The sequence below is a fragment of the Vibrio sp. 10N.261.51.A4 genome (assembly GCF_041471945.1).
GTDB lineage: Bacteria > Pseudomonadota > Gammaproteobacteria > Enterobacterales > Vibrionaceae > Vibrio > Vibrio crassostreae_C.
Map to the genome: position 1 here is coordinate 1 of NZ_JBFRPJ010000006.1, position 19,322 is coordinate 19,322.

The 19,322-nt window shown below is 44.6% G+C and carries 14 protein-coding genes; 8 read left to right on the plus strand and 6 right to left on the minus strand.

Annotated features, from left to right (window positions below):
* Positions 1–210 precede the first annotated feature (210 nt).
* Entirely contained in the window at positions 211–1,761 is a 1,551-nt protein-coding gene (locus AB4384_RS01940; protein WP_372128773.1) for a Na+/H+ antiporter NhaC family protein, read from the plus strand.
* 366 nt (positions 1,762–2,127) lie between these two features.
* Positions 2,128–2,721, plus strand: a complete 594-nt coding sequence (locus AB4384_RS01945; protein WP_010440610.1) for an acetate uptake transporter — start codon at positions 2,128–2,130, stop codon at positions 2,719–2,721.
* Positions 2,722–2,866: 145 nt separating this feature from the next.
* Here AB4384_RS01945 and AB4384_RS01950 read toward each other — a convergent pair whose 3' ends face one another.
* From AB4384_RS01950 to AB4384_RS01965, 4 genes are all read right to left on the minus strand, one after another.
* Positions 2,867–4,414: a sodium:alanine symporter family protein gene (locus AB4384_RS01950; RefSeq protein WP_017069529.1), complete on the minus strand. Its 1,548-nt coding sequence runs from the start codon at positions 4,412–4,414 to the stop codon at positions 2,867–2,869.
* 470 nt (positions 4,415–4,884) lie between these two features.
* The gene (locus AB4384_RS01955) at positions 4,885–6,255 is read right to left on the minus strand and encodes an MBL fold metallo-hydrolase (protein ID WP_372128775.1); all 1,371 of its coding nucleotides are present in this window, start codon (positions 6,253–6,255) and stop codon (positions 4,885–4,887) included.
* Between the two features lie 147 nt (positions 6,256–6,402).
* Positions 6,403–7,170 carry a 1-acylglycerol-3-phosphate O-acyltransferase gene (locus tag AB4384_RS01960; protein WP_017065917.1) on the minus strand — a complete coding sequence of 256 codons (768 nt, stop codon included), beginning with the start codon at positions 7,168–7,170 and terminating at the stop codon, positions 6,403–6,405.
* Positions 7,171–7,366: 196 nt separating this feature from the next.
* Positions 7,367–8,305, minus strand: a complete 939-nt coding sequence (locus AB4384_RS01965; protein ID WP_136974081.1) for a hypothetical protein — start codon at positions 8,303–8,305, stop codon at positions 7,367–7,369.
* Positions 8,306–8,564: 259 nt separating this feature from the next.
* Here AB4384_RS01965 and AB4384_RS01970 point away from each other — a divergent pair, with 259 nt between their 5' ends.
* The 6 genes from AB4384_RS01970 to AB4384_RS01995 all read left to right on the plus strand — a co-directional run bounded on the left by AB4384_RS01970 (position 8,565) and on the right by AB4384_RS01995 (position 16,453).
* Positions 8,565–10,277, plus strand: a complete 1,713-nt coding sequence (locus tag AB4384_RS01970; protein ID WP_372128776.1) for a class I SAM-dependent methyltransferase — start codon at positions 8,565–8,567, stop codon at positions 10,275–10,277.
* Positions 10,278–10,335: 58 nt separating this feature from the next.
* Positions 10,336–11,064: a DUF429 domain-containing protein gene (locus AB4384_RS01975; RefSeq protein WP_017062812.1), complete on the plus strand. Its 729-nt coding sequence runs from the start codon at positions 10,336–10,338 to the stop codon at positions 11,062–11,064.
* 81 nt (positions 11,065–11,145) lie between these two features.
* A complete protein-coding gene (locus tag AB4384_RS01980) occupies positions 11,146–11,955 on the plus strand; it encodes a M15 family metallopeptidase (RefSeq protein WP_372128778.1) in 810 nt (269 codons plus the stop codon).
* Between the two features lie 305 nt (positions 11,956–12,260).
* The gene (locus AB4384_RS01985) at positions 12,261–14,141 is read left to right on the plus strand and encodes an ATP-dependent zinc protease (protein ID WP_372128779.1); all 1,881 of its coding nucleotides are present in this window, start codon (positions 12,261–12,263) and stop codon (positions 14,139–14,141) included.
* Between the two features lie 244 nt (positions 14,142–14,385).
* A complete protein-coding gene (locus tag AB4384_RS01990; RefSeq protein ID WP_017059741.1) occupies positions 14,386–15,450 on the plus strand; it encodes an HlyD family secretion protein in 1,065 nt (354 codons plus the stop codon).
* A complete protein-coding gene (locus AB4384_RS01995) occupies positions 15,440–16,453 on the plus strand; it encodes a DUF2955 domain-containing protein (protein WP_017059742.1) in 1,014 nt (337 codons plus the stop codon). Before AB4384_RS01990 ends, AB4384_RS01995 begins: the two co-directional genes overlap by 11 nt.
* Before the next feature lie 113 nt (positions 16,454–16,566).
* Here the strand turns inward: AB4384_RS01995 and AB4384_RS02000 are convergent, their stop codons facing one another.
* Positions 16,567–17,574 (minus strand): succinylglutamate desuccinylase/aspartoacylase family protein, encoded by a 1,008-nt coding sequence (locus AB4384_RS02000; RefSeq protein ID WP_017059743.1) that lies wholly within the window; start codon positions 17,572–17,574, stop codon positions 16,567–16,569.
* 128 nt (positions 17,575–17,702) lie between these two features.
* A complete protein-coding gene (yfcC, locus tag AB4384_RS02005) occupies positions 17,703–19,181 on the minus strand; it encodes a putative basic amino acid antiporter YfcC (protein WP_017059744.1) in 1,479 nt (492 codons plus the stop codon).
* Positions 19,182–19,322 lie beyond the last annotated feature (141 nt).

A 19,322-nucleotide genomic window follows, 5' to 3' on the forward strand; every position in this document is an offset into this window, starting at 1 on the left:
TATTGGGGGTCAGTTCATTTCTACTTTCGGCTTTTTTCCGTTTCGAACTTGGCTATTTAAGCAGGGTGATTGGTCTATTTGGCTATGTTGAAGCGCATTTAAAGACTAATTATCCAGTTAGAGGATAAAGTTCTGTACAAATGATGTTTGTGAATTAATATTCAAATTTAATTTATATTTATTCTTTTATTTTAGGGTTAAGGTGTACCTATGGAACAGACAGATATCACGTCACTCATCCCCATTGTGATTACTTTGGTGTTGTCATTGGCGACAAGGAATGTGGTGATAGGCCTTTTTGCTGGTGTGCTGAGTGGTGTTGCAATGCTGACTGGCATGTTTAGCGAACTTAACCCGCTTGATACGTTTGGTACCATGGTGAAAGGTTACCTAGTCCCTCAACTTACCGACAGCTATAACGCTGGTGTGATCATGCTGTTGGTATTCATCGGTGGCTTTGTAGCATTGATGGAAAAGTCCGGTGGTGGCGTCGCGTTTGCAAAGCGAGTGACTCAGTGGGTAAGCAATAAATGCCAAGCTCAATTGTCAGCATGGTTGGGTGGAATCGTTATATTTTTCTCAGACTTAGGCACCCCTTTAATTGTTGGCCCTGTTTTTCGTCCTCTTTTCGATAAACTGAAACTTTCTAGACAGAAGTTGGCATTCATCATCGACTCTACATCATCACCCGTCGCGATCCTTATCCCTTTTATCGGGTGGGGCGTGTATATCATGAGCCTGATTCAGAAAGAGTTTACGGCGTTGAATGTCAATATGTCTGATTGGGATGCGTTCATCGGTTCGATTCCTTTTCAGTTCTACGCATTCCTCGCGATTTTCATCGTTCCGCTCGTGTCCGTTAAAGGTTTAGATTTTGGGCCAATGGCAAAAGCTGAGCGTGATTGCCAGGCGGGAATTAACTCTGGCGTGAATAACGAATCACTAAATCCGTTCTCGCATAAAAATGCAAAGGCATCTTTTGTCTGGGCACCATTGTTAGTGATGCTGGTGGTGTTGTGTGCTATGCTGGTACCACAAGGTTTCCCGTTCCAAAAGGTCGCAGGTTCATCATTTAGAGCGGCGTTATCATCGGCTTATTTCTTTGCGGCGATTACATTAATTTCGTTAATGGCTTACTACGGTGTAAGAAAGTTGTCTGATGGTGTTTCTGTGTACTTAAAAGGCATGGGAAACATGATGCCAGTCGCGATCATCTTGGTATTGGCTTGGGCATTAAGCACCGTTGGTAAGGAGTTGGGTGCGGCAGCTTATATTGCTGAGCAAGCACAGAGCGGCTTTCCATATTGGTTAGTACCTGCGGTCGCGTTTTTATTATCGGCTATCATTTCATTCGCAACGGGATCGTCGTGGGGAACCTTCGCGATAATGATGCCATTGGTCATTCCAACCGCTATTGCGATCGATGCGCCTTTATTAGTCGCGATCGGTGCTGTGTTATCGGGAGGGTTATTTGGTGATCACTGCTCGCCGATCTCTGAAACAACCATTCTTTCCTCAACAGGTGCAGGGTGTGATCAATTTGAACACTTTAAGACTCAGCTTCCTTATGCGTTGATGAACGGCTCTATCGCTTTGGTTAGTTTTGTAGTGGCTGGCTTTACTGGAAGTGCATTGGTTGTGCTGGGCGCTCTTGTTGCTCAACTTATCCTTGTGACTCTGTTAGCTAAACGCGATGCGAGTAAAAACGCTTCTTCAGAAGTTCAATCTCAAGTGTCTGATTCTAAAGCTCAACAAGCGTAATTTAAGATTACAAAAGAGGGGCGAGAGTTAATGAATCGATACGGGATACGAGTAAACGAGTAGCGAAGAGCTCGCCCTATGTTGCCTACGTTTGCTATTAAGGGGCCGCTTACTCGAATCTAAAGACTTTTTTCGCATCTCGCATCTCGTTACTCGCATCTTTTTCATAGCGCGACAGGGAATTTGTTCATTTATAGGTTCTATGAATTAATTAGCGTTGTTATGAAACTAATTTTCCATAAGATCATTTACACAATCTTAGTTTTCGATAACTGGATTACCTAGTTGTACGGTTTATAGATTAAAATTTTCTGATAACTTTTATCGTTTTTTTTTAATCAACCACTTTAATAAGGTAAATTCGCAATGTCGACCAAACTAGCTAACCCAGCGCCACTAGGCTTAATGGGTTTCGGTATGACCACTATTCTTCTTAATATCCACAACGCAGGTTTCTTTCCAATCGATTCAATGATTCTTGCTATGGGTATTTTTTACGGTGGTTTGAGCCAAGTTATCGTGGGCACGATGTGTTTCAAACGTGGTGACACGTTCGGTACAACTGCGTTTACTTCTTACGGCCTATTCTGGTTGTCTTTGGTTGGTTTAATCGTGATGCCTTACATGGGTCTACCTGCAAGCCCTGCAGCATTCATGGGTTGGTACCTACTACTATGGGGCATCTTCACAGGCTTCATGTTCATCGGTTCTCTATGCTACCCAGTGGCGAAGCAAGTAGTATTCGGTTCACTAACTATCTTGTTCTTCCTACTTGCAGCTCGTGATTTCACTGGCAGCGAACTAATCGGCACTATCGCTGGTTTTGAAGGTATCTTCTGTGGCGCTTCAGCTATTTACTTTGCAATGGCACAAGTAATCAACAACGAATACGGCCGCACAGTACTGCCTATCGGTGAGAAGAAAGCACCTCAAATGGCAACACAAGAAATCGCTGCTTAATACTCTAACTCGGGAACAGTTAGTTTGTTATAAGCCATTTATTGGTTATGAATAAAACAAAAGGGGTTAGCCGAAATGGCTAACCCCTTTTTTATGCGTTATTAATAGCGCTATTTGTTAAAGCGATCTATTTGCTAAGGAAAGCTTAAGCTGAAGGCTGCTCTACAGGTTTAGTGTCTGCAGCTTCTGCTTCAGGAGACTTGCCTGTTTTACGCTTGTACTTCTCTTCCCAGTAAGTAGCACCTTTAATGCCTAGTTTTACAGGGTTGAATGTGTACTCAGTCACACCTTGTTTCTGTTGTTCTTCGTAGTCAGCTAGAGCTTTAAGCGCAGGCTTAGACATGAAGAAGATGATCAGAATACCCACGATGTTTAACCATGCCATCAAGCCAACACCAACATCACCCATTGCCCATGCAAGGTTCGCTGTTTTAACTGTGCCATAGAAAACTGCAGTGATAAGAACAAGCTTAAGTACGAACATCATGCCAGGGATCTTGATGGTACGACGTAGGTAAGCAATATTCGTTTCTGCGATGTAGTAGTAAGCAAGAATCGTTGTAAATGCGAAGAAGAACAGAGCAAATGCGATGAATGGCTTACCAATGCCTGGTAGTGCACTTTCAATAGCAAGCTGTGTAAATACAGGACCATTCGCACCGATGTTTGCTGCTAGGTTCTGAACAAGGAACACACCCTCAGCGCCGCCGTGAACGTTGTAAGCACCAGTGATGATGATCATGAACGCTGTAGCAGAACATACTAGAAGAGTATCGATGTAGATAGAGAAAGCTTGTACCAAACCTTGCTGAGCTGGGTGATCAACACTTGCAGCCGCTGCCGCGTGAGGACCAGTACCTTGACCCGCTTCGTTTGAGTAAACACCACGCTTAACACCCCAACCAATTGCAGCACCGAAGCCAGCCATAGGTGTGAATGCATCACCAACAATCATTGCGAAAACAGTTGGCACTTGGCTGATGTTTAGCAGAATGATAACGAACGCGATGATGATGTACGCCAATGCCATGAAAGGAACAACGATTTGTGTGAAGTTCGCAATACGTTTAACACCACCAAAGATGATGAAAGCAAGGATGATAGCAACAACAGTACCGGTGAAAATTTTAGCGAAACTGAATGTACCGACAGCTGTTTCAATCATATCACCTGAGCCAAATGCAGCTTCTACAGCATTACCAATACTGTTTGACTGAACACCTGGAAGCAAAATACCACATGCAAAAATAGTCGCGATTGCGAAGATCCATGCGTACCACTTCTGACCCATTGCTTTTTCAATGTAGTAAGCCGGACCACCACGGAACTGGCCTTCGTCTTCTTCTTTGTAGATTTGCGCTAGCGTAGATTCTGCATAAGCAGTCGCGGCGCCAAAGAAGGCTACAACCCACATCCAGAATACTGCACCTGGGCCACCGAAACCGATAGCGGCAGCAACACCAGCAATGTTACCTGTACCTACACGGCCAGATAGCGAAACGGCTAGAGCTTGGAAAGACGAGATGCCTTTTGATGAGCTTTTACCCGATAGTAGCAAGCGCCACATTTCAAAGAAGTGACGGATTTGAACAAATCGAGTCATGATGGAGTAGAACAAACCTGCACCTAAACATAGGTAGATAAGTACTGGACTCCAGATTATTCCATTCAAAAAATCAACGAATGACTGCATGAGTATTTTCCCTGTTAGTTTTGCTTATGATTGTTTTTCGAACAACACAATACTTCACTTGTAACCCGAGTGTTAAATTATTTAACTGCCTATTAGGATTACTGTGACATAAAGCATGTTACAGGGGGTGTTTGTTAACGCTTAGTGCTAATTTGATAATCGTTCCATTAAAATTGATATGCAATTAGTTGTTTTTAGTGTCGGTTTGTAAAGTGAATAAATAGTGATTAATACAAATTTTCGAAACTTACAATATGTGTCAGAAGGGAAAATAGAAGAAAAATGAGAGGAAACGTTGTTCAGTACTAATGATTGTTAACACATTACGACGGTAAAGACGCAAGAATATATCACCGATATAGTGAAATTAGGCAGGTTTAAGGGGAGGTATTATTTAAAATGTCAGTAGTGATTTTTAGAACTTTCCGTAAGGATTACCGCAATCAGAAATCGTGAATCAATCGCCTGTTTTAAACGACTTTAAATCCTTTTCCAACCAAAGCTTGAGCGAACTCAGACTGAGTGTTTGGATCTCCGTGAATCAAATGTACCTCTTTGGGTGGCACGGTTATTTCTTCTATAAATCGATTGAGATCATCTTTATCAGCATGAGCAGAGTAGCCAGACATGCCATGAATTTGAGCATTAACCTCAACGTCTTTGTTATCAATAAAAACCTGTTTTTCTCCTTGTTGTAGCTCTCGCCCGAGCGTTCCGTGAGCTTGATAGCCTGCTAAAATCACATCGGTTCGTTTATCGGGAAGCAAGGCAGATAAGTAGTTCATTATCCTACCACCCTGACACATCCCAGAAGCTGCGACCACAATCGCGGGTTCACCTGTCGACTTGAGGCGATTCACGATTTTCTTGTGCATTCTATGTCCATCGACGGTAATGCACTGCTCAAAAGCGAGTGGGTGGCGTTCCAGTTCAAGACGCTGCTTTGCTTCTTGTCCCCACAACTCTTTAAAGCGTCGGTATGAACGTGTCACTTTCTGAGCCATCGGAGAATCGAGAATAATAGGAATATCGCTACTGAGTTGATGCTCAAAGATCAGGTGCTCGATATCAAACAGCAGTTCCTGAGTTCTGCCGATACTGAAGGCCGGAATTAGAATAACGCCACCGTCGAGCAGTGAACGATCAATGATTGCTTTGAGACGCTCAGCTCGCGTAGCAATATCATCATGTGTACTGGTGCCATAAGTGGATTCGATAAACAGATAGTCGGCTTGTCGTGGTGGCTTAGGATCGGGCAGTAGTGGTGTGTTACTTGGGCCTAAATCGCCAGAGAAGACTACCACCTCTTGGTTGGGTAACTTAATCTCGATATAGGCAGAACCTAAGATGTGCCCCGCAGGTTGAAAGCGAGCATACAGAGTATTTGGCCTATCATGAACCTTTCCGTTGTTTTGCTGTTTAGACGTGATTGGAAACCATTCCCCGTAAGGCTTGGGAGCAATTAACGAATGAATCTTTTTGAGTATCAGCTTCGACTGTTTATTGCTGAGTCCTTGCAGCTTTAAGCCATCCTCAATCATTAAAGGGGCAAGTTCAGCGGTGGCTTGCGTGCAATAAATCGGTTGGTTAAACCCACTGGCGAGTAACCAAGGTAATCGGCCAATATGATCAATGTGAGTATGGGTCAGCAGCAGAGCGTTGAGGTGGGATGTTTCAAATTCAATATCAAGAGGGCGAGTGTCCGCACCTTGAAGCTTTTTACCTTGAAGATCTAAACCTTGAAAAAGGCCACAATCGATGAGCACCGCTTGGCCTGAATCTCTTAGCTCGTGACAAGATCCTGTGACAGTATGTTTGCCACCATGGTGAATCACTTCCATCGTTTGCTCCCATTGCTCTATAAAGCCGTTAACGCCTGTTTTTATTTTGCGGATAAGCGCCAGCAAGTAAAACAAGAACAATGAGAGTTGCGATCGTTGAGTGTCTTTTTAAGTAACTGAGCGATGACTCAGTGGTTTCGTTGCGAGTTAGTTCGTAGAAGAACGGTCTGAATCCAACTCTGGTTTTTGCTGCGCCTCTAAACGAGCCACTTCGGCATCAAGCTCTGCTATTTTCTCTGCCATGAGTGCGTGACAGCGATTGGCCAGCTCTCTTGCGTCGCTAAGCTTGTATCCGGATACATCGATAGGTTCCAGCATCTCGGTGATCACAATGCCATTATTGGCTCGATTCAAGTCGATCTTATTGTGCGTGGTGCTGGTACACATCGGGGTGATAGGCACACCAGCTTCGATTGCCATTCGGAAAGCGCCCGTTTTGAATGGCAATAGTCCACGCCCTTTACTACGGGTTCCTTCCGGGTAAACCCAAACAGACAGATCTCTCTGATGAATCGCTTCCGCCACTTGCTTGATGGTATCGCGTGCTTTGGATTTATCTTCGCGGTTAATCATGATGTTACCGGTGATCCAATACAGCAGGCCAAAGAAAGGCACGTACAACAAATCGCGCTTGCCCAATGAAACGGTGCGTGGTCTTAGCATTCCTGGATCGGTCACAAAATCCAATATGCTTTGGTGGTTAGAGATGTAGACGCTGTTTTCTGGTGTCGGGGCATTGTCTAGGCCGCGTTGCACCAGTTTTACACCTATGATCTTTTGGAGTTGGTTGAACCAACGACAGAAAACGTACACATGCTTGGGGTTCTTGGGGCTAAACAAGCAGTAAACAAAAGCACATAGAGTGGTGAAAATAATAAACACCGTAGCCAAAATAATACGAAGAACAGCAAGCACAATTCACTCCTTACTCACCGCAGATGGCAGTGATTAAATAGTTTTAGATGCTTGAAGTTTTCACTCTATTTAACCGAATTGCAACAATTAACTGTTATAGGGTTCTGTTTTTAGATCTTTATATAAAACAAGGACTAACAATGGGTGTTTGACACGATTATCGAGCTTACACGTGTTCACCAGTAGCGAGGCATGTTCACCAATACTGTTTATTTGGATCCAACTCTTCTACCCATTCAGGATCTTGACGCGACTCTAAATAGAGTTGTAGGCCGTTATAGGACATGAAAGCTGCAGGGCCGCCGAGGTGCTCGAAATAGTCAAAATACTCATCTTCGAGAGCACAAAGGTGGGCTAAATCTTTAACCTTGTTAGCCAGCGCCCACTGAATGGCAAATACAGGCGCTATTGAGCCTGAAATATTCACCTCTTCGACGTTTGGGTTAAACATTGAATTAGCTTGCTCAAGCAGTATCTCTTCTTGTTCAGACTCTTGTTGTAGTACCTCTTCGACGATCTCCGAGCGCTTGGTATTAGAGACATTCTTGTTCAGCTTGGTGATTCGCAGTGCGTAGCTAAACCTTTCTGATGAAACGATGTCGACAAGCTGCGACAACAGCTCTTTGTCTACGCCTGCTGCCTTGGTGAAATAGTCGATACATGAATTGATTGAGGCATAACGAGTACCGTCAAACTCAAAGCCACTGGTTTCGTCGTATACCTCAAGTGGGATGTCATCAACCGACAAAGGCCAGCCTTTATAATCGACGCGTTGTTTGGCGATTTGATACATCTTCCAAGCGCTGCGCCCAAACCCACCGAGCGTCGAACCCGAGAAATCAGAATCAATAAGCTCTTGCTCCGTCCAGTTCTCACCGATGCCAAGGTGCTTAGCGTACTTGTCTATCAGAGTGTGTTTTATCTGATCGCGCACAGACCAAATTGAGGTCAGATTCTTTGAATAGTTAATTCTCGCACACTCATTACAAGCCGGCAGTGCTATCGGTGAATGGCCAATCTTGGCAACTGCCTGCGCTGTCTTAGGAAATTCAACAAGGTTACTGGAAGGCTCACCACAAAACCAACAGGTGTGGCGCAGATTGAATGGGGTATCTATGTGCGAGTATGTGTTCATTAGTTTTCTATCGGTTTGGTGCTTGAGGCGAGTTAATCATCTTCAAACAATTATCTCTGTTCGCACGTCAGCTTGCACCTTGTTTGTTTTTGTTTTGCTGACGAGACTGATTCGCCTGATGCACTCATTAGGTGGATATTGATATAAAACAGTCACTAACGATAAATATTGCTCGGTGTGGCTGAACTTGCATGAGCTGCTAGCAATCGCCTAAGCTCCCCATTACTATTGAGATAGACTCCTTACTCCAATAGCGCATATGTCCTCATCGATTCCTTTTTACGATAAAAATGCTCACACACTTTGCCAGCAGTACAACTCAGTGACGTTCGAGACGGTGCATAAAAGCTGGCAAGCTTATTGGCCTTTAGAGGGCGATAAAGTATTAGATGTCGGTGCTGGGAGCGGTCGTGATGTGCTATGGATGCACAAAGCCGGAGCTGATGTTATTGCGATAGAACCAAGTGCTTCATTACGCGAACAAGGCTCGAAATATACAGGCCCAAGTGTTACCTGGATTGATGATTCACTGCCTTCGCTTAGCCGCACTGAAAACCTCGGAATGCGTTTTGACCTGATATTGGTGAGTGCGGTTTGGATGCACTTAGCCCCGTCTCATCGAGAACGAGCATTTAGAAAGTTGTCTAACTTGCTAGCTCCAAATGGCAAGCTGGTGATCACTCTGCGTCATGGGGAATTTATAGACAGTCGACAAGGCTATGAAGTCTCGGTTGAAGAGCTCGAGCGTTTGTCAAAAAACAGCGCCTTGTTGGTTCGTCATGTCGATGATAGCCAAGACACATTGAACCGCAGTGAAGTGTGGTGGCAAACCGTGGTGATGACATTGCCAGACGATGGCTCCGGTGATTTGAACAAGGTGCGCCACATTATTGTGAATGACAACAAGTCGGCCACATACAAGTTGGCTTTGTTGAGAACATTACTGCGAATTGCTGATGCGCATTCAGGCGCTGTGATAGATCGAACTGATGGAAAAATTTCTCTACCAGTGGGCTTGGTTGCTCTGTATTGGGTTAGGCAGTTTAAGCGACTGATTGATATCGACATAGAAGGCGCAGGGATTCAGCAAAATAGCAACACAACGAAGGGACTTGGGTTTGTAAAAGAGGATGGGTGGAATAAACTCAAACACTTAAGTGCTGATGATCTAGCGATAGGCGCTATGTTTCTCGGCGATGAAGCCAAGGCTCTACAAAAGCTATTTTCACAAACGATCAGCACCATTAAATCAGGACCTGTGACTTTCATTTATCAAGGCTCGAAAGACAACCGACTATTCGATATATACCCACCTCACAAACGACGGAAGAGCCGAGAATCACTGGTCATTGATAGTGAGTTCTTAGAAAGTTTTGGTTATTTCACTCTCGATGAAAGCCTGTGGGAGTGCTTTAGAATCTACCACTCTTGGATTGAACCACTGGTGGTGAATCAATGGGTCATGGAGATGCAGCGTTTCGAGTTGAACCGACAGCGAAGCATTTCACTACAGACTTATCACGACTGCTTGGTATGGATCGATCAAAACCATGATACTCGCGATGTGCGTAAACGTGTCGAGCAACTTAGATCTGATCGTGCCGACATTGTCAGCGTGTGGAGTGGAAAATCATTAAAAAATGAGTATCACGTTGATCACTGTTTGCCTTTCGCTTACTGGCCAAACAACGATAAGTGGAACCTCTTTCCTACTACAAGCAAAGAGAACTTAAGTAAAAGTGATAAAGTTCCTACGGCTGAAAAGCTGCGCTCGTCTAAGTCGAGGATTCTAGAGTGGTGGCAACTCGCTTGGAACGATTCGGCTCATTTTGAACAACAATTCTTTTCAGAAGCCGCGCTTTCGTTACCTAACATCCCTGCGCAGTGTCGAGACTTTGAAGAGGTGTTCGATGCAATGGGCTTGCAGGTACGTGGTGTAAAAAGCAGACTGCTGATTAGTGAGTGGCACTGATCATTAAGTGGGCTAGTTATCCCAAATAACCCTCAACAAACTAATCATCGAGAACATAATGAAATACATCGGAATTGATGGCTGCAAGTCGGGTTGGATCGCTTGGATTGTCTCTGACAATGAGATACCTGCGTTTAAAGTGGTAAACACCCTCGATGAGCTAGCGAGTGATCTTATCGGTTCAACGGCGCTTATCGATATGCCTATTGGTTTTAGTGATGCACAAACTCCAGATCGCTTGTGTGACAAAGCAGCAAGGCGTTTTCTAACCAGCAAACGTGGTTCTTCGGTGTTTCCGGTTCCGTGTCGTGAGGCGGTTTACCAAACCGATTACATTGCGGCGTGCAGTGCCAATGTGGAGCAGCTTGATAAGAAGTTTTCTAAACAGACTTGGGGAATTGTGCCCAAGATTCGCGAGCTTGATGAGCTCATTGAAACTCATCCCAATCTTTCTATCAGGGAATCACATCCTGAAGTGGTGTTTGCAGCATTGAAAGACGAACCGCTGACGTTTTCAAAACGAACGCAAGAAGGCAAAGAGGAACGGCTTTCTATTATTCAGCAGCTATCCCCTCAATGGTGTGACCGCTTGTCGTTGGCCATTTCAAATACCAAACGTAAAGACGCCGCGATAGACGATATTTACGATGCGTTCGTACTTATGTTAGTTGCCTATTACGCTCCGCAATTATCGACCTTACCTGAACTTTCTGATGTTGGTGGAGAAGCTGACAAGGATCAGAACGGACGAGTTAGAGAGATTGTTTACTGGAACAAAACACGCTAACAAAGCGTGCGCTCAACTTGGCTTAATATGCTATTTTCCAACTTCTGCTACTTTTCACTCTTACTATTTTGAGTTTTTGATATGAAACGTTTTATTGTCGGCTGTCTGGCCACTGTGCTCAGTGCAGTGAGTTATGCCCAAGTCGCTCCTATATCTCAATGGCAATGCGACATGATGAAAAAGAACAATGTCTTGAGTAGTGGTGCGCCCGTTGGTTGTGAGCGACTATCCAAAGTGGATTTCGATTTCATTAGTTTCAAAGGGGAAACGCAACAGGGCAATATGATCGTGCTTGATGTTATTGCGCCTGCTGTTGAACAAATCTTTTCAGAGCTCAAACAGCGCAATTTTCCTCTTCATTCCGCTCGCCTAATGCGTGAATTCAGAGGTGATGATAGCGCCTCAATGGATGCGAACAACAGCAGCGCCTTTAACGCTCGTCCTATTACAGGCGGAGGAGGTTGGTCGAAACATGCCTATGGTGTGGCAATCGACATCAACCCAGTTCAAAACCCTTTCTTAGAGTTTGATAGCACCGGAAGAATCACGGTAAAGCCTTCACAATCTGCGACTCGTTATGTGAACCGTACTCGTTTTCGTGCTCGTGATGAAATTGAACGCCGCGGCATGGCTGAAGATGTGGTGGAGCTGTTTGCCCATCACGGATTTATGATCTGGGGAGGGGATTGGAATAGCCCAATCGATACTCAGCATTTTGAGGTTGGATCAAGAAAGTTCGTTAACCAACTGCTCTCTAAACCACAACCTGAAGCCAAGGTGTTATTTGAGCGCTACGTCGAATCTTATCGACAGTGCTATCTCAAAAATAAAGGTGAGGACGCAGAAAAAGCTCGAGCTATCTGTGCAAAGAAAACAGTCGGGACTTTTTAGTGCTATGTTTATCTAGAACCGTTTGTGTTTTAGCAAGTTAAACTCGCTTCAGGTGTGTTTTGAATAGCTAAGGTCAGCGCTCGTCGTTGGCCTTTTTTGTATTCATTTCTTCAATAGAACACCGAGCATTGAAAAGGTTATTGGGTATCCATTAGTCAATAATCGATAAGCGAATGCAGCGCAAAGTCATCGGTTTGTCATTTAAAAACTCATAGCGTTAACGTTATGTGAGAACCATTGCTGGTGGGGGAACTCTTCGCGCAAACGCCAGTATTATTAGTGAACTGATCACAACGGACCAACTAATGAAAAAGATACCTTTGGCTCTAACTCTTTTAAGCACTCTACTTTTTTCACAATACACTTTGGCTACTGACACTTCACCTACCACTCAAAATCCCACTTACGAACTCGATGGTAAGTCGGTATTAGGTCGCACTGAGAACGTGTACCTATCTAGCGTTCAAGGGCTAAAAGACGTTCCTTTCATTGGTAAAATTGATACCGGTGCAGAAACCACTTCTATGCATGCTGAAGACATTCATGTGAAGAGCTCTAATCCCGATTACCAAAACCTCAAAGACAAAGAGTTGATGGCGGCGTTAACCGAAGACCTATTGAACAATTCTGATGTTGATTACGATGATTGGGATGGCAGCACCTTTGCGAAATATGAAGCTGTGGTCTCTTTTAAGGTTCAAAACCCGCGGACGGGAGACATGGTATTAATCGAAGCGCCTTTAGAGCGTGTCAGCATGATACGCAGCCGCACTAGCAGCACGCCTTTACTTCGTCCTACCGTAAAAATGTCGCTTACCATTGCAGACCAAGAGCTAAAAACAGACGTTAACCTGACTGACAGAAGCCACTTCTCTGCACCAGTATTGATCGGCAAAACCTTCCTTGCAGATAACGCACTGGTGTTTGCGGGCTATGACTACTTACAAGAGCAAGAGAACGCGACCGTTGTTGGCCGAAAAGAGGTGGTGTCTATCTCTGGAATGGCGATGAACGCGACCTTCTCATTAAAAAATCGCTACAGCATCCTTCATGCAAAAGACATCGATATAGATAAGAAGAACAGTGAAGTGACGTTTGATATGTTCGACAACGACGGCAAGCAAAAAGAGATGACATTGCCGTTGGTTCGTATGTTAAGCGTGAGCGGTAAGAAGAGACCTTTGGTGTATGTGCCTGTTCAACTCGATGAAAACACGACTAAAGACGTTCTGGTGTACCTACGTGAGCGCTCGAGTAGTGAGTCGCAGTTGAGACTTGGAACCAACACCGCCAGCGAACTCTTCATGATTGACACCAGTGCTGAGAATATTTTATTAGAAGGTTCAGAGAACTTTAGTGATGTGGCTGAGTCTGGTGAGCCTATGATTATCTCGCCGGAAGAGGACATCACCCTAGATGACTTCCCGCTTAAGGCTGTGGCTTCTTTCACTGTCAATACACCTTTGCTGAAGGTCGACAGTTTTGAAATGACAGGTAAAGGCAAAGATGCTTCCGTTGAATTTTATCTTACGGATGTAAATGGTGAGAAGCAGAAGGTGACCAAGCCAATTATTAAGAAGCTTAAAGTCGGGGATGATACTCGCCCTGTTGTAAGTGGTGAGTTTGCGGTGTCTGGAAAAGTGCGTACGCAAGAGTTCGCCATCGACGTGCTCAATACAAATGAGAAAGAAGCGTACTTTATTTTAGGCAAGAAGATGGCAAAAGAGGGCGTTTACGTTAATACGCGTTCTGATTACCTTCTGAAAGCCGAACCACTGTTTAAAGTTGGGCATATTGAAGTAGTAGAAGTGAACGGCATGAAGTTCCCGGCCAAGCTCGACACTGGTGCGGATGTAAGCTCAATGAACGCAGTCAACATCAAACGATTTAAGAAAGATGGCCAAGACATGGTGAGCTTTACCTATCAAAACAACCAAGGCGATAAGCAAGATTTCACCAAGCCAGTGATTGATGTAATGCGTATCAAAGCCAAGAAAGGCGAGAAGGTGAACATTCGCCCTGTGGTAGAAATGAAGGTTAAGCTCGGAGACCTAGAGAAAGAGGTGAGGGTAAACCTTCAAGACCGTTCTCGCTTCGAATACAGCATGATCCTAGGTAAGAACTTCTTGAAGCACGGCGCAGTAGTGAGCAGCGATGAAGATTACTTGTTAGGTGATATGGAGTAACCCCTAAACTTATCTAAGTTCGTAGCAGAACAGATCTAAACAGCCACACATTTCATTAATGGGATGTGTGGCTTTTTGTTGATTGTTAATTGATGATTGTTGCCGTGACAATATTTCAAGTAATCGTTTGTTTTTAATCAAGAGACAGATCGACTAGACTACAATGAAGTGGAATTCACTTTAATTTTTAAAACATCGTATTCGGCAGGCGAGTAAATCGTGCTGTCGGATCGAGAGAGAGAGCATGTCAAAAGCAGAAAAATCTTCGCGTAAGCTTAGTTTAATTATTATTTCGGTTATTTTAGTAGTGTGGCTTTACAGTTTGTGGGCCGACCGCGTCACACCAATGACGGGGATCGCCCGTGTTCACTCTTATATTGTGCGTATTGCTCCTGAAGTTTCTGGCAATATCACGTCTGTGCAAACTGAAAATAATCAGGTCGTTGAAACGAACCAAGTGTTGTTTGAAATTGATGCTCGAAACTATCAGATCAGTTTGCGTTCCGCTGAAGCGAATCTTGCTCAAGTAGGCCAAAATATTGGCGCAAGCACAGCGGCGGTTAACGTTGCACAAGCGAAAGTGACCGAGGCGGTTGCGGCTCGGGATAATTCTCGAGAGCAAGCGAGTCGAGTGAGTGAACTCGCCAGTAAAGGGCTGGTTAGCCGCTCTGAATTAGACAACGCCATAGAGAACCGTGATCGTGCTGAAGCGTCATTGAAAGCCGCAGAAGCCTCTTTGGTTCAGGCAAAACAAGCGTTAGGGCCAGAAGGGAGTGATAATCCACAAGTGTTGGCGGCGATTGCAGCCCTTGAGCAGGCTCAGCTCAACTTACAGAAAACCCAAGTGATGGCTCCTTCTCATGGCGTGGTGAGTAACCTACAACTGACGGTAGGCCAGCGAGCAACCGCAGGCTCACCTGTTTTGACCTTTGTTGATCCGCGAGAGGTGTGGATATCTGCGTTATACAGAGAAAACTCGCTAGAGCATATACAAGTCGGGCAAAGAGTTGAGATCGTATTGGATGCGTTACCGGGGCGAGTGCTATACGGCACGGTTGATAGCATCGGTTGGGGAACGGGTGGCAGCAATAGCACTGACCAAGAGACTGGCTTTTTAAATTCAGACACCAATTCTATTGCCGCGCAGCGCTACCCAGTCAATATTGTGTTTGATCATGGTGAGGTTCCAAGCAACATTCGTTTTGGTTCACAAGCCACAGTGGCTGTCATGACAGAGCAAAGTACCCCAGGTGAGTGGCTTGCTCAGCTTTGGATGAGAATTCTAAGCGTGTGGACTTATGTTTCATAGCTCAGCTAACTCCATTATTCGATTGGTGTTACTGCCGCTTTCGCTATTGTTCTACCATCAACAAAGTGGGCAGATGCTCGCTGTTTTGTCGCCCATATTTGTTGTGATGTTCATGACATTGATGCCATCCAAACCACCGATTAATTTAATATTAAAGGTGATTGTTGCATTAATCTTAATCAGCTTTGGTGTGGTGTTTTTTGGTAGTGTATTGGTCGACTCGCCAACCGGTTTTGTCCTCTATTGCTGGCTATTGCTGTTCTGGAGTTATCAGCGTAGCCATCAGAATACAAAAGATATCATCGCGACACTGACCATTATCGTGGTCATCGTGATGGTGGTGGTCAACAAGCAGATGCATCTCCCAATGGCGGGATTGCCCCTATTGTTCTTTGAAAAGCTGGTGATAGCTTTGATCGTCACTTACTTGGGGTTCTGGTTGTTCCCGGGGGATGAAGTGAATGTCCTTCCGACTGCGGCCGTTTCCGATGCGCCCACTACTGGTGACTATATCATGGTTGCATTTAAAGCGACCGCGGTTGTGGTTGTGCTGGCGATTTTGGTAGGAAATTCGGTGTCACAAACGATGTTGATTGCGATTACGCTTGGCAGTATGTTGAAAAGCCCATCGAATCACGACCACCGTACATTCAGCCGAAACAAGCTTGTCACCACTGGCGTTGGCATTCTGTTTACGTTACCTGTGATGATCATGATGGTGTCAGGCGCTCCAATCTTGGTTATTTATGGCGTGAGTTTGGTGTGTGGTTTGCAACTTGCGTGTTTTGCTATCAGGCGGCAGGCGAATCTGACGATTTATCAGCTCTTGTTTACTAATTTTACGACCTTGGCTTATCAGATCATCAGCCACCCAGGATCTGCGTCCCTCTCGGCACAAATGACACGTCTATTTGCCATTGTTTGTGCAGTCATGGTTGGCGCAGTGGTACTGGGCTTTCTCAGCAGTAATACTAATCATAGTCATACCGATCACAGTAAGTGATTAATATTTATAAGTAATAATAAGGGGATAGCTCTGCCGAGTTATCCCCTTTTCACAATATGGGTTAACGACTCAAATGCCATCAGTAAAGAGCCATTTGATGAAGTGACGTGTTACTTCAATAGTCTGACTAACAAAGCGCCCGGTTCACGCATCGGATCTTGATTGACACTGAGTACATAGCCATCAGCAGGGGCGTAATAACGTTGTTTCTCAGAACCAAAACTATCATATTGAATTGAAATCAATTGTTTTGATTGTACTGATTCACTGACCTTAACTTGAGGGAGAGCGAAACCACCGACATTGGCTCTAATGGTCACCGTTTCTTTGCCTTCAAAGCAGGCATAGTGAGGCTGATCTATCTTTGTAGAGATGATATTTTCCGAGTGCAGGATATTCATCACGCCATTCACTGAACGCTCAATGAGGTCGGGTTGTAAAACCTTTCCAGAACCAACCTCGACGGTGATAGCGGGCGTACCACTTTTATTGAGCTGCGTTTCTAAAACGCCATCATCACCTGGATCATCAAAAATACAGTCAGGATTGATCAATCGAGCCATTTTGATTGCTGCGGGGATTCGATAATCGGCAAAGACATACAAAGGATACTCTGCTCCGCGAGTTTGGGTATGCAGATCGATAGCAAGATCCGCATTATGGCTGAGTAGGTTCTGCCAAATTGAATGTGTAAAACGTTGTGAGGCATCACCGTTCGGGTTTCCAGGGAATATACGGTTAAGGTTTGCTGGGGATGCATCCGGATCCGATGAAATAAAATCTCGGCTGTGCATCAACATACCTGACACATTAATCATCGGAATAATGATGACTGTGCCGTGTATCTCCTCGTTTACGAGCTTTTGAATGACCTTCTGTGCGGTAATAACTCCATTTAATTCATCACCATGAACGCCTGCCGTTACCATTATTTTGCGAGCATTTTGACTTTGCTCACCGCGATAGACGACCACAGGTAAATGATGATTTTGACCAACACCGTTAGTTTGTGCCTCAAACCAGAAACGATGGCATCCCATCGGTAAGTCATCAACATTGAGTTGAGATATTACAGGGTGTCCATTTAGAACATCATTGGTATAAGTAGTTTTTCTCACACTAGTTTCCTTTGTCTCTGGTTCACAATCTATTCTGAGTCTGTGTTGGATGATTGTTATTGAAAGCTGTGATTAAAAATGGGCAGTAAACTGCCCATTGAGATACACGTAAATATTGAAAGGCGCTGTTATGCAAAACCCAGCAGGTGAGCCGCAACAATAATAACGCTCGACAAGCAGAATAGCAGCACGATAAAGCGCCAGCAGAATTTTGCCCAATCACCCCAGTCAATGCGGCATACACCTAGTGTTGCCATCAAAGAAGCTGATGTTGGGACGATGATATTGGTAAAGCCATCACCTAGCTGGAATGCTAAAACCGCGACTTGACGAGTCACACCTGCTAAATCGGCGAGTGGCGCCATTAATGGCATCGTTAGAGCTGCCTGCCCTGATCCTGACGTTACAAAGAAGTTGAAAATAGCTTGGAAGGCGAACATCAGCCAAGCAGCCATCGCTTCTGGCAATGCACTAATCACACCGCCCGCACTGCTTAAGATTGAATTCAGTACGCTTGGCTCGGTTGCATCGCTGCCGCCGCCTAAAATCAGCAAGATACCTTTAGCACTACCCACAAGAATAGCGGGCGCTAGCATCACACTTGCGCCTTCCTTAAATGAATCGGCCATGTCGTTGATGGTCATATCATTTAATCGGAAAATAACACCGATTAAGCCAGCAACAAATCCCATAGTGAAAAACTGAGAGGCAATTTCAGGAATGTACCATGCGTGAACCACTACACCCCAAATAACCCAGGTCATGCTCGCTATCACGGTGAGAATCACCAACGTATCGCCGATATTCCAACGTGATTGAGTCAAGTCTCCTTGTTGCTTCTTGAAGTAAACATCACCAGCTTTACTGTAAGATTTCGAAGGGTCTTTCTTTACCGAATTCGCATACCACATCGTAAAAGCGATGCCGAGCGCGGTGAAGAAAACCCATAGAGCGATACGCACCGATGCCCCAGATAAGACAGGTACACCAGCAATGCCTTGGGCAACAGCAACAGAAAATGGGTTCATCCAAGAAGCAGCAAAACCAATCTGAGTCGCTACGTACGTCACCATTACCGTAGTAATACCATCATAGCCAATACGTACCATTAGCGGCGCGATAATAATGGCAAAGGCGACGGCTTCTTCACCCATACCAAATACAGCCCCACCGAGCGAGAACAGTGCAAATAATACTGGAATGAAAAGCGATTGACTGCCCTTGGTTTTGTCTATGAGACGCAAGATACCGTTATCAATAGTACCTGTGCGCATCACAATGCCGAAAGCACCGCCAATCACAAGCATAAACATGATAACGCCGATTGCTGAACCCCACTTAGATCCAGACACTAAACCTTCAAATACGAAGTTCATTAAGCCGATATCACCACCGCTGGCGAATAGTCCGACAGTATTGTAAATCGGGTTGCCTTGGGGGTCGGTGTGATAGGCAAATGAAGCTGGATCTAGAACGGTACGAGTTTTCTCTGCACCATCAGAAACATAGCTGATGTCTTGTGTTTCAAACATGCCTGCAGGTATGACATATGTCATTGCAGTCGCAAGCAACGCGATAAAGAAAATTAGCACCAGAGTATCTGGCATTTTCCATGTCTTATTTTGGATGGTATCCGATGTTGTGGTTGTCGTGCTCATTGTCAGTTTTTAGCTATAATTAAGATTGGCATAAAATATCACTAATTAAGCATATAATGTCAATTTTAAGTTGGTTTTTGGCTTGTTTGG

Coding starts and splice junctions, on each gene's coding strand:
- AB4384_RS01940 (WP_372128773.1), top strand. CDS start 211: ATGGAACAGACAGATATCACGTCACTCATCCCCATTGTGATTACTTTG.
- AB4384_RS01945 (WP_010440610.1), top strand. CDS start 2,128: ATGTCGACCAAACTAGCTAACCCAGCGCCACTAGGCTTAATGGGTTTC.
- AB4384_RS01950 (WP_017069529.1), bottom strand. CDS start 4,414: ATGCAGTCATTCGTTGATTTTTTGAATGGAATAATCTGGAGTCCAGTA.
- AB4384_RS01955 (WP_372128775.1), bottom strand. CDS start 6,255: ATGGAAGTGATTCACCATGGTGGCAAACATACTGTCACAGGATCTTGT.
- AB4384_RS01965 (WP_136974081.1), bottom strand. CDS start 8,305: ATGAACACATACTCGCACATAGATACCCCATTCAATCTGCGCCACACC.
- AB4384_RS01970 (WP_372128776.1), top strand. CDS start 8,565: ATGTCCTCATCGATTCCTTTTTACGATAAAAATGCTCACACACTTTGC.
- AB4384_RS01975 (WP_017062812.1), top strand. CDS start 10,336: ATGAAATACATCGGAATTGATGGCTGCAAGTCGGGTTGGATCGCTTGG.
- AB4384_RS01980 (WP_372128778.1), top strand. CDS start 11,146: ATGAAACGTTTTATTGTCGGCTGTCTGGCCACTGTGCTCAGTGCAGTG.
- AB4384_RS01985 (WP_372128779.1), top strand. CDS start 12,261: ATGAAAAAGATACCTTTGGCTCTAACTCTTTTAAGCACTCTACTTTTT.
- AB4384_RS01990 (WP_017059741.1), top strand. CDS start 14,386: ATGTCAAAAGCAGAAAAATCTTCGCGTAAGCTTAGTTTAATTATTATT.
- AB4384_RS01995 (WP_017059742.1), top strand. CDS start 15,440: ATGTTTCATAGCTCAGCTAACTCCATTATTCGATTGGTGTTACTGCCG.
- yfcC (WP_017059744.1), bottom strand. CDS start 19,181: ATGCCAGATACTCTGGTGCTAATTTTCTTTATCGCGTTGCTTGCGACT.